Annotated in this window: 12 protein-coding genes; 6 read left to right on the forward strand and 6 right to left on the reverse strand. The window is 65.6% G+C overall.

Annotated features, from left to right (window positions below):
- Positions 1 to 291: LysR substrate-binding domain-containing protein (locus Q0O05_RS09465; RefSeq protein WP_293662436.1), on the forward strand; the 291-nt coding region annotated here is incomplete at its 5' end.
- A 22-nt stretch (positions 292 to 313) separates the two neighbouring features.
- Here the strand turns inward: Q0O05_RS09465 and Q0O05_RS09470 are convergent.
- The gene (locus Q0O05_RS09470; RefSeq protein WP_293662438.1) at positions 314 to 1,129 is read right to left on the reverse strand and encodes an exodeoxyribonuclease III; all 816 of its coding nucleotides are present in this window, start codon (positions 1,127 to 1,129) and stop codon (positions 314 to 316) included.
- 201 nt (positions 1,130 to 1,330) lie between these two features.
- On the opposite strand from Q0O05_RS09470, the gene Q0O05_RS09475 reads away from it, so the two are divergent.
- Entirely contained in the window at positions 1,331 to 1,783 is a 453-nt protein-coding gene (locus tag Q0O05_RS09475) for a (2Fe-2S)-binding protein (RefSeq protein WP_293662440.1), read from the forward strand.
- Positions 1,780 to 4,047: a molybdopterin cofactor-binding domain-containing protein gene (locus Q0O05_RS09480; RefSeq protein ID WP_293662442.1), complete on the forward strand. Its 2,268-nt coding sequence runs from the start codon at positions 1,780 to 1,782 to the stop codon at positions 4,045 to 4,047. The genes Q0O05_RS09475 and Q0O05_RS09480 overlap by 4 nt, the downstream gene beginning before the upstream one ends.
- A 22-nt stretch (positions 4,048 to 4,069) precedes the next feature.
- Here the strand turns inward: Q0O05_RS09480 and Q0O05_RS09485 are convergent, their stop codons facing one another.
- The 5 genes from Q0O05_RS09485 to Q0O05_RS09505 all read right to left on the reverse strand — a co-directional run bounded on the left by Q0O05_RS09485 (position 4,070) and on the right by Q0O05_RS09505 (position 8,632).
- Positions 4,070 to 4,600 carry a dihydrofolate reductase gene (locus tag Q0O05_RS09485; protein WP_293662444.1) on the reverse strand — a complete coding sequence of 177 codons (531 nt, stop codon included), beginning with the start codon at positions 4,598 to 4,600 and terminating at the stop codon, positions 4,070 to 4,072.
- Between the two features lie 11 nt (positions 4,601 to 4,611).
- Entirely contained in the window at positions 4,612 to 5,460 is an 849-nt protein-coding gene (locus Q0O05_RS09490; protein WP_293662446.1) for a thymidylate synthase, read from the reverse strand.
- 55 nt (positions 5,461 to 5,515) lie between these two features.
- Positions 5,516 to 6,673, reverse strand: a complete 1,158-nt coding sequence (locus Q0O05_RS09495; RefSeq protein ID WP_293662448.1) for an MFS transporter — start codon at positions 6,671 to 6,673, stop codon at positions 5,516 to 5,518.
- Positions 6,674 to 6,755: 82 nt separating this feature from the next.
- A complete protein-coding gene (locus Q0O05_RS09500) occupies positions 6,756 to 8,231 on the reverse strand; it encodes an FAD-binding oxidoreductase (protein WP_293662450.1) in 1,476 nt (491 codons plus the stop codon).
- Positions 8,228 to 8,632 carry a DUF2069 domain-containing protein gene (locus tag Q0O05_RS09505; protein ID WP_293662456.1) on the reverse strand — a complete coding sequence of 135 codons (405 nt, stop codon included), beginning with the start codon at positions 8,630 to 8,632 and terminating at the stop codon, positions 8,228 to 8,230. Before Q0O05_RS09505 ends, Q0O05_RS09500 begins: the two co-directional genes overlap by 4 nt.
- A 124-nt stretch (positions 8,633 to 8,756) precedes the next feature.
- On the opposite strand from Q0O05_RS09505, the gene Q0O05_RS09510 reads away from it, so the two are divergent.
- From Q0O05_RS09510 to Q0O05_RS09520, 3 genes are all read left to right on the forward strand, one after another.
- Positions 8,757 to 9,983: a YhjD/YihY/BrkB family envelope integrity protein gene (locus Q0O05_RS09510; RefSeq protein WP_293662452.1), complete on the forward strand. Its 1,227-nt coding sequence runs from the start codon at positions 8,757 to 8,759 to the stop codon at positions 9,981 to 9,983.
- 124 nt (positions 9,984 to 10,107) lie between these two features.
- Entirely contained in the window at positions 10,108 to 10,584 is a 477-nt protein-coding gene (locus Q0O05_RS09515; RefSeq protein ID WP_293662454.1) for a CBS domain-containing protein, read from the forward strand.
- A 54-nt stretch (positions 10,585 to 10,638) separates the two neighbouring features.
- Positions 10,639 to 10,743: chorismate synthase (locus Q0O05_RS09520; RefSeq protein WP_293662458.1), on the forward strand; the 105-nt coding region annotated here is incomplete at its 3' end.

Below are 10,743 nucleotides of genomic sequence, written 5' to 3' on the forward strand. Positions count from 1 at the left end.
GATCACAGCCTGCAAGCCTGCAGCGCGACCGAGGTGGCTGGGGTCAAGGGCATCGAAGTCACCAGCTTGCTCACCCTGGTGCAGATGGTTTCATCCGGACTGGGGGTTGCCCTGTTGCCCGAGTTGGCGATCCAAGGCGGTCTTCTCAACGGGTCGTCTCTTCAGGCCCGGCCGCTGGCGCCGCCTGCTCCGGTGCGCACGATTGCGCTGGTGACCCGGCCCACCTCTGCGCACATGGCGGAGTTCGAGGCCATCGCGGATCTCATTGCGGCGGCGAGTCGGACGCCTTAACGACAGGCGGGCGTTCTATTGCCTAAAGCGGCCCGCCAATGTCCACCACCACCGGCGCGTGGTCGCTGGGGCGCTCGTTTTTGCGCGGGGTTTTGTCGATGGTGCAGGCGGCAACTTCGGGCTTGAGGGCCTGGCTCACCAAAATGTGGTCAATTCGCAGGCCGCGGTTGCGCCGGAAGCCCGCGTCGCGGTAATCCCACCAGCTGTAGGACTTGGGCGGCTGCGGGAACAGGCGGTGGCTGTCGGTCAGGCCCAGCGCGATCAGGGCGCGCAAGTGGTAGCGCTCTTCTTCGGTGCAGTGGATGGTGCCTTCCAAGTTCACCGGGTCCCACACATCGTCTTCGTCGAAGGTGATGTTGTAGTCGCCCATCAGCACCAGCTTCGGGTGGGCGGCCAGCTCTTCTTTTACCCAGCGGCGCAGTGCGGTGAGCCACTCCATCTTGTACTCAAACTTGTCGCTCCCGGGCTCCTGCCCGTTGGGGAAGTAGGCACCTATCACCCGCACCCCTGCATCGTCCGATGAGCCGCCCGGCAGCGCAAAGGTGCCGGTGATCACGCGGGCCATGTCGTCCTCAAACCCGGGAATGTTCTTGATGACACCGCTGGCCGGCGTGCGCGAGAGCAGGGCCACGCCGTTGTAGGTTTTCTGGCCGAACCACTGCGCCTGGTAGCCGATGGAGGCAAACGCGTCGGCGGGGAACTTGTCATCGGTGAGCTTGAGCTCCTGCAGGGCCAGCACATCCACCGGCGCACCGGACGCCTGTTGAGAGGTCATCCAGTCCAGCACCTGGGGCAGGCGTACGCCTAAAGAGTTGACGTTCCAGGTGGCAAGTTTCATGGTCAAATTTCAAAGAAAAACCGGCGTTTTCGCCCGCCGGATATGCGGCAAATGCTCTCAAAAACGTAGCGAAGCAGAGCCCCTCCGATCAACCGGGCATGGGTCGCGTTGATTGCTACTTCCCACCGTGTGCGGCGGGCTTCTGCCGTATTATCAATGGCGAAGGTGCCGGCCCGAGGTGGCCCATTACCAGGAGATTTTGTGGAACTCAGAGTCAACGGAAAGTCGCTCGCAGTTGATGCCGATCCGGCCATGCCCTTGTTGTGGGTGCTGCGTGATGTGCTCAATATGACGGGAACCAAGTTCGGTTGTGGGGTGGCAGCCTGCGGCGCGTGCACGGTGCACATTGATGGTGAGGCGGTGCGCTCCTGCGTGGTGCCTGCTTCTGCGGTCGCGGGCAAGACCATCCACACGATCGAGTCTCTGGGCTCCGCAGACAAGCCCCACCCGCTGCAAGAGGCCTGGATTGCCGAGCAAGTGCCGCAGTGCGGCTATTGCCAGAGCGGCATGCTGATGGCTGCGGCCGCACTGCTGGCGCGCAAGCCCAAACCGACGGACTCGGAGATTGACGAGGCGGTCAGCAATATCTGCCGCTGCGGAACCTACCAGCGGGTGCGGGCCGCCATCCACCGCGCCGCAGGGGCCGCAGCATGAGGCGCCGCACCTGGATTCTGAGCGCTTTGGGGGCCACCGGTGCGCTGGTGGTGGGTTGGGGTGTCACCCCGCCCCGATCGCGCATCGGCTCGGGGGCATTGATGCTGCCAACCGAAGGCGATGTGGCGCTGAACGGCTGGATCAAGATCACCGCTGCCGGAGATGTCGTGCTGGCCATGCCGCGCAGCGAGATGGGGCAGGGCGTTCACACCTCCTTGGCCATGCTCGCGGCCGAGGAGCTGGATGTGCCGCTGGAGCGCGTACGTTTAGAGCAAGCCGGGGCCGATGCGATTTACGGCAATGTGGCCATATTCGTGAGTGCGCTGCCGTTTCACCCATCGGACACAGATGAGCCGGACAAGCCCGCCACCGTTCGCGCGGGGCAATGGGTGGTGAGCAAAATCGCCCGCGAACTCGGCGTGAATGCGACCGGCGGCTCTTCCAGCATTGCGGAACTGTGGGGTCCGCTGCGCATGGCAGCCGCCACAGCCCGGGCCAGCCTGCTCGACGCTGCGGCACAGCAGTGGGGCCTTGCATCTACAGAGCTCACCGTGGTCGACGGGGTGGTACAGCATGCGTCCGGCAAAAAGGCCCCCTATGGCACCTTGGCCCGGGATGCAGCCGCGCGCACTCCGGCCGCTGTGGCGCTCAAAGACCCCAAGGACTGGGCGCTGATCGGCCAGCCCGCACGCCGCACCGACATTCCTGCCAAGACGAATGGTGCGGCCGCCTTCGGCATGGATGTTCGGTTGCCGGGCATGCTGTTTGCTGCGGTACGCCACTGCCCCATGCTGGGCGGCACGGTGCAGTCGCTGGATGGCAAGGAAGCCCTGGCGAAGGAAGGCGTAGTCGCCCTGGTGCCGCTGGAGGCTGTGGCAGGCTCGACGGCGGGTTTTGCTGTGGTGGCACGAACGACCTGGCACGCAAGCCGGGCGCTGGACGCGGTGCAGGTGCAGTGGAAGCAGCGCGAAGCTGGCGCATTGGATACCCGCACGATCGAGGCCGGGCTGCTGGCCAAGCTGCAGTCCGACAGCGGCTTTACTTTTTACAGCACGGGCGATGCCGGCAAGGCAGAAGCCGCCGCGGCGCGCACGGTGGAGGCCACGTACCGGGCCCCCTACCTGGCTCACGCCACCATGGAGCCGATGAATTGCACGGCGCAGGTGAAGGACGGGCAGGTGGAGGTGTGGGTGCCGACGCAGGTGCCTGGCATGGTCGCCGCGATAGCCGCCAAGACCGCCGGTGTGTCGCAGGACAAGGTCAAAGTGCATGTCACGCTCGTAGGCGGCGGCTTCGGGCGGCGGTTGGAGGTGGATTTTGCCGCGCAGGCGGTGCGGGTGGCGATGGCCTGCGACGGCCGGCCGGTGCAGCTGGTGTGGTCGCGGGAGGAAGACACCACGCACGACTTTTATCGTCCCATGCATGTCGCGCAGCTCAAGGCCTCCATCGATGCGCAGGGCCGGGTGAGCAGCCTGCGCATCAAGTCAGCCGGAGACGCCATCAGCCCCCGCTGGATGGAGCGCGGCCTGCCGATGTTGGCCGGCCCGGTGGACATGCCGGACAAGACCACCGCAGAGGGGCTGTTCGATCTGCCTTACGGATTTGCCCACCAGCACATGGCCCACATCGCCACCCGGATGGGCGTGCCGGTCGGCTTCTGGCGTTCGGTCGGGCATTCGCACAACGCGTTTTTCTCGGAGGGTTTCATCGACGAGCTGGCGTTTGAAACCGGACAGGACCCGCTGGCCTTCCGGCTGGGGCTCCTCACGAGCGCGCCTCGGTATGCGGCGGTTTTGCAGCTTGCAGCGGACAAGTTCGGTTGGGCCCGCCCGTTGGCAGCCGGGCACGCCAAGGGCATCGCGCTGCACGGGTCGTTCGGCTCCATTGCTGCGCAAGCGGTCGAGGTGTCTCTGGCAGACGGGCAGCCGCGCGTGCACCGGGTGGTGTGCGCATTGGATTGCGGCACCGTGGTGAACCCCGACACCGTGGCGCAGCAGATGGAGAGCTCGGTGAGTTTTGCGTTGACCGCGGCGCTGTACGGCAGGATCGACATCCAAGACGGCGTGGTGCAGCAGACTAACTTTCCCAGCTACCCGATCGTCAAGCTGGCGCACAGTCCGGTGGTGCAAACCTTTATTGTGCCCAGCACGCGTGCGCCCGCCGGAGTGGGAGAGCCGGGGGTGCCGCCCCTGGCTCCTGCGGTGGCGCAGGCGCTGTTTGCCTTGACCGGCAAACGCCAAAGAGCCCTGCCACTGGCCGCCTGACCCTGCCGGCCGGCCGCGGAGTTCAGGCCCCGTGGCGCCGGTAGGTCACAAAACTGAATGCCAGCCCGCTGGCGGCCAGATGGCGCTCGCGCCTGGCCTCTTGCCAGTTGCCACCCAAGGCGGGGGCGAAGGCGTCACCTGCAAAGTCTTGCTCGATTTCGGTGACCACGGCGGTGTGGGCCAGCGGCTCGGCCAAGGCGTAGAGCTGCGCCCCGCCAATCACCCAGACGTCCGCCGATTGCTCACAAATTTGTAGCGCATCGCGCAGATCGGATGCGGGCTGGGCGCCGTTTTCGTGCCAATTTTGCTGGCGGGTGACGACAACATTGGTGCGCCCGGGCAGCGGGCGGAATTTGGGCGGCAGAGAGTCCCAGGTCTTGCGGCCCATGACGACCGGGCAGCCCAGTGTGGTGCGCTTGAAGTGGACCAGGTCCTCGGGCAGGTGCCAGGGCAGGGTGCCGTTGGCGCCAATCACGCCGTTGGCAGCGCGGGCGTAAATCAGGTGCAGGCGGGGCCGGGTGGCGGGAGCGGGTAGGGCGGACGGGTTGCTCATGGGGGCTTCGGTCACACCGCCACCGGCGCCTTGATGGCCGGATGGCACTCGTAGCCCTGCACCTCAAAGTCCTCGAACTGGTAGTCGAAGATGCTCTCAGGCCGGCGCACGATGCGCAGCGTGGGGTAGGCCAGCGGGGCGCGGCTGAGCTGCAGCGCCACCTGTTCGTGGTGGTTGCTGTAGATGTGGCAGTCACCGCCGGTCCAGATGAAGTCGCCTACATCCAGCTCGCACTGCTGGGCCACCATGTGGGTGAGCAGGGCGTAGCTGGCGATGTTGAAGGGCACGCCCAAAAAGATGTCGGCACTGCGCTGGTAGAGCTGGCAGCTCAGGCGCCCGCGTCCATCCGGTGTTTCGGCCGGCGCCACATAAAACTGGAAGAACGCGTGGCAGGGCATGAGCGCCATCTTGCTGAGCTCGGCCACGTTCCAGGCGCTGACGATGATGCGGCGGCTGTCGGGGTTGGTCTTGAGGGTGCGGATGACGTCCTGGATCTGGTCGATGTGGCCGCCGTCCGGTGTCGGCCAGCTGCGCCACTGCACGCCGTAGACCGGGCCGAGGTCGCCGGTCTCGGGGTGCGCCCATTCGTCCCAGATGCTCACGCCGCGCTCTTTGAGCCAGTTGTTGTTGGCAGATCCGGTCAGAAACCACAGCAGTTCCTGGATGATGCTGCGCAGGTGCACCTTCTTGGTGGTGACCAGCGGGAAGCCCTCGTTCAGGTCGAAGCGCATCTGGTAGCCGAACACGCTTTTGGTGCCGGTGCCGGTGCGGTCGGGTTTGAAAACGCCGGTGGTGTCCACATGGCGCATGAAGTCTTCGTACTGGCTGCGCACGGGGCGCACGGGTGGGGCGTTCGTCATGACGACCATTCTAAAAGGCCGCACGCGGGGCAATTTCCGTCAGGTCACTCTGCCATCAGGTCATCCGGTCCAGAGCCACCACCATGGCCAGCAGGGCCAGCAGCAACAGCACCACCACCGGCATCACCGCCTCCAGCCCTGCCCAGGTCGCCAGAAGCCCGAATGCGGCCGGAATGACCGAGCCGCCGGCGTAGGCAAAGGTCATTTGCCGGCCGATGACGGTGCGGGCCACGTCATCAGGAAAGCGCCGCGCCGTCTCGTGCATCAGCGAAGGAAACACCGGCGCGCAGCCCAAGCCCATCAACACCAGCCCGAAGCTGGCATAGCTGCCGAACACCTGCGGCAGCGCAAATACCAGCGCCCCCGCCGTGGCCGCGCCAATGCCCAGCCGCACCAGCCGGCGGTTGCCCAGACGGTTGGCAATCAGGCCCACCGCAAAGCGCCCGGCCGTGATGGAGCCGAAATACACCGACACCCACACACTCGCCTGTGCGGTGCTCACGCCGCGGTCGGTCACCAGAATGCTGGCGGCCCACAAGCCGGTGCCCATCTCGGCCGCCACGTAGAACAAAAACAAGGCCGGCGCCAGCCACAGCGCCAGCGGCTGCAAGGGCTTGAACACCGCCTCCGCGTGCTCGCTCTCGTCGGACGGTGGCTTGGAATGTTCTTTGGTCCAGAGCGAGAGCGTGGCCCACAGCAGCACCGCCAGGCTGAGTTGCATCAGCCCGATGGTGCGCACCCCGCCCGCCCAGCCGCTGCTGCCGGCCAGCGCCAGGCCCATGATGAGCGGGCCGGTGGTCGCGCCCACGCCCCAGAAACCGTGCAGCCAGTTCATGTGGCGTGACGAATAGTGAGCCGCCACAAAGTGGTTCAGGCTCGCATCGACCGCGCCTGCGCCCAGCCCCAGAGGCACACCCAGCGCCACCAGCCACACGAACGACGGGGCCACCGAAAAAGCAAGTAAGGCCAGCGCCGTCATCAGGCAGCTGGCTGCCACCACCGTTCCTGTGCCCACGCGCTTGGCTATCGGCCCGGCAAACGAGCTGGCGGCGGCCGCGCTCAAGGTCATGGCGATGGTGATGGCGCCGACCGCCGCCAGCGGCTGCCCCATGTCGGCGCGGATGGCCGGCCAGGCGACCCCCAGAATCGCATCGGGCAGCCCGAGGCTGATGAAGGACACATACACAATGCCCAGGAGAATGAGGTTCGCCACAAGGAGACTCCTGACAACGGAAAGAGAGGTGCTAAAAAGTAGTCAAAAACGGCGCAAGCGCCCGCCGTATATGCGGAAGGCGCTATTCTTTAGATAGCACACGCCCCGGGTTCAGCAGGTTGTGGGGATCGAGCGCGTGTTTGATGGCGCGCATGGCCCCCAGGGCGACCGGAGACTTGTGCTTGGCCAGCTTCTCGCGCTTGAGGCTGCCGATGCCGTGCTCGGCAGAGATGGATCCGTTGTACCGCTCCACCACCTCGTACACGATGGTGTTGATGGGGCCTTCCTGCTCCACTAGAAAGGCTTCGGCATCGGCGCCTTCGGGGGCTTGCACGTTGTAGTGCAGGTTGCCGTCGCCCAGGTGGCCGTAGTTCACCAGGCGCACACCGGGCAGGTACTGCTGCAGCAGAGCGTCGGTCTCGGTCACGAAGGCCGGAATGCGGGACACCGCAATCGAGATGTCGTGCTTGATGTTCAGGCCCTCCTGGGCCTGCGCCAGCGGGATGCTTTCGCGGATGTGCCATAGCGCGCGGGCCTGGGCCTGGGTTTGGGCGACCACCGCGTCGAGCACGCAGCCCTGCTCCATGGCGGCCTCGAGCAGTCGCTCAAACTGCGCGCGGGCGTGGTCTTCGGACTCGTGGTCCGAGTTTTCCAGCACCACGCAGTAGGGAGCCGCCTCGCCTTCCGCTGCGGCGTGGGGAGCACTTGCGGTGTCGGCGCCAAACGGCACGTTTTGCTGCGGAAAATGCTTGCGCACCAGGCTGAGCGCGAAGTCGCCCATGACCTCAAAGCCGGTCAGGCCCGAGTTCAGATGCTGGTGCGCCAGGCCCAGCAGCGCGACTGCCGCGTCCAGCGAAGGCACGGCCGCATAGGCGGTGAGCTGCGCGGCGGGCAGCGGGTAGATGCGCAGGGTGGCGGCGGTAATGACGCCCAGGGTGCCCTCGGAACCGATGAACAGGTGGCGCAAGTCGTAGCCGGTGTTGTCCTTGCGCAGGCCGGTGAGGCCGCTCCAAATTTCGCCCTGCGCGGTGACGACTTCCAGCCCGAGACACAGCTCGCGGGTGTTGCCATAGCGCACCACTTGGGTGCCGCCGGCGTTGGTGGCGAGGTTGCCGCCAATCGTGCAGCTGCCCTCGGCGGCCAGGCTCAAGGGGAACAAAAAGCCTTCCTTCTCGCATGCCTCTTGCAGGGTCTGCAGCACACAGCCGGCCTCCACGGTGACGGTGAGGTTGGCGGTGTCGACGCTGCGAATACGGTTGAGCCGCTGTAGGCTCAGCAGCACCTGGGTGCCTGTGTCGTCGGGAATGGAGCCGACCACCATGCCGGTATTGCCACCCTGCGGCACCAGACTCACGCCGGCGGCGGCGCAGGCCTTGACGACGGCCGCCACTTCTTCGGTGTTGCCCGGGCGCACCACCGCCAGCGCGCGGCCGCGTTCGCGCTTGCGCCAGTCCTGCTCGTAGGCGGTGAGGTCACCCTCGGTAAGCACATGGGCATCGCCCACCAGGGCGCGCAGGGTGGCGCGTAGGTTGGTGCGCAGGGATTCTTTACCGGTCATGGGGCGGGGTGAACAGATTCGTTATCCGGGGCGCCGGTGAGCGACTTGGCGTGGCGCTGGCGCAGGCGGATGTGCGCGGTGCACGCAACAAACAGCACGACACAGAGCAAGGCTTCGAGCAGCGCCAGCCAGTTCCCCGGCGCCTTGTCGCTCCAGGCGCGCACCGCGCCCTCGGTGAAATACAGCCACACCATCAGGCTCAGCCAGCGGTAGGTGTACATGCGGCTCTTGAGCAGGCCGGCCAAGGGAAAGCACAGTGGCAGCACCTTGAGTGCCAGCGTGCCGCCGCCGGTGGGGGCCAGCCACAGCTCCCACAGCAGGCCCAGCACGATCAGCGATATCAGGCTGGCCACGGCCACCTGGCGGGCCAGAATCACCGATGCGGCAGGGGTGTTGGCGATAGGGGTGGCAGAGGTGTTGTCGGGGGCAGATTGCACGGGGTGGCACCGGTTCATTGGCAGCCGCGTAGCTTACGTCATTAGGGACTGACGCGTCGCGGCAAAGGGCGATGGCATGATGCGGCCCATGCGAGCCCAAACCTTGTTGTCGGCGTGGTTGCGAGAGATTGCCAGCATCCCCTGGCGCAGCGCATTGTTGACCCTGCGCGAGCGGTTCCGGGAGGACCGGCTGGGCCTCACCGCCGGCAGCCTGACGTTTACCACCACGATTGCGCTGGTGCCGCTGATCACCGTGGCGCTGGCGGTGTTTACCGCGTTCCCGATGTTCGCCAAGTTTCAGGATGTGCTGCAGAAGTGGCTGATCGAGAGCCTGGTGCCCGACAACATTGCCCGCCAGGTGCTGGGCTACCTCAACCAGTTTGCCGGCAAAGCGAGCCGCCTCGGTGTGGCGGGGCTCACCGTGCTGCTGGGCACCGCGCTGGCCTTGGTATTCACCATAGACCGCACGCTCAACAACATCTGGCGCGTACGCAAGCGCCGGCCCTTTGCCCAACGGGTACTGATTTACTGGGCGGCTGTCACCCTGGGGCCCTTGCTGCTGGGTGCGAGCCTGTCCATCACATCCTATGCGGTCAGCACCTCCAAGGGCCTGGTTGTCGGCGTGCCCGGGGGGCTGAACTTTTTGCTTGACACCCTGCAGTTTGCGATGGTGGCTGCCGGCACCGCGGCCACGTTCTACTGTGTGCCCCACACCCAGGTGCGCTGGGGGCATGCGTGGATGGGCGGATTGTTTGTGGCAGCCGGCTTGGAGCTGGCCCGCAAACTGCTGGCGGTCTACCTGAGCATGGTGCCCACCTATTCGGCGGTCTACGGGGCTTTTGCCACCGTGCCGATTCTGCTGGTCTGGATTTACACCGCCTGGGTGATTGTCTTGCTGGGTGCGGCGCTGACTGCGTATTTGCCGAGCCTGCTCGATGGCGTGCCCCGCCGCACGCTGGGGCCGGGCTGGGAGTTCCAACTGGGCCTGGAGGTGCTCAATATGCTGGACCAAGCCCGCCGCAGCGACGCCCGGGGCCTGACGCTGACCCAGATGCGGCGCGCGCTGCGGGTGGATCCGCAGCGGCTCGAGCCGGTGCTCGAGGCACTGGCCGCGCTCGACTGGGTGGGCCAGCTCGAAGAAGCCGACGGGCGGGGTGCCGGTTCGCGCTATGTGTTGCTGGCGGAACTGGACACCACCGTGCTTGAGCCCTGGATGCAGCGCACGCTGCTCGCGCCCGACGAGATCACCGCCAATTTATGGAAAATTGGCCGCTGGCGCACCACCACACTGCGTGTGGCACTACAAAAAGAGTAGCGGATAGGGCGTTTTTGCAGGGGAAACCCTGCCGAAAACGCCACAAAGCCCCTGCAATGTGGGCTATATTTACCGCAGAGTTACCCACGCATTCACCACCCCAGCCTCACGAGGAAGTCTCCCCATGCAAGTCAGCGATATCCTGCGCGTCAAAGGCGGCACGCTCTACACGACGACGCCGGACGACTCCCTGGCGCACGCCGCCGAGTTGATGGCCGAGAAAGACATCGGTTCGCTGGTTGTCATGTCCAAAGGCGTGGTGGCGGGCATGCTGAGCTTTCGCGAGCTGATTCAGTCGGTGGTCAAGAACGGCGGGAGTTTCGGTAACTCCACCGTACAACAGGCCATGGACGCGTCCCCTCTGGTGTGCGCGATGGACACCGAGATGGACGATGTGCGCCGCATGATGCTCGAGCGTCACGCCCGCTACATGCCGGTGATCGACAAAAATATGCTCATGGGCGTGATCAGTTTCTACGACGTGGCCAAGGCGGTGGTCGACAGCCAGAACTTCGAGAACAAAATGCTCAAGGCCTACATCCGCGACTGGCCAGAAGCAGGCGGTGAGCCGGCCGGCTCCACGGAAGAATCTGCCCCCTGAGGCTCGTTACCAGCGGGCCTCAGGCCTGCCTGGGTCGCGGATAATGCCTTCACTATGAGCGGAAACACCTTCGGACACACTTTCACCGTCACCAACTTCGGTGAATCCCACGGCCCGGCCATCGGCTGCATCATCGACGGTTGCCCCCCGGGCATGGAC

Source organism: Rhodoferax sp. OV413, from assembly GCF_945881795.1.
Lineage (GTDB): Bacteria > Pseudomonadota > Gammaproteobacteria > Burkholderiales > Burkholderiaceae_C > Allorhodoferax.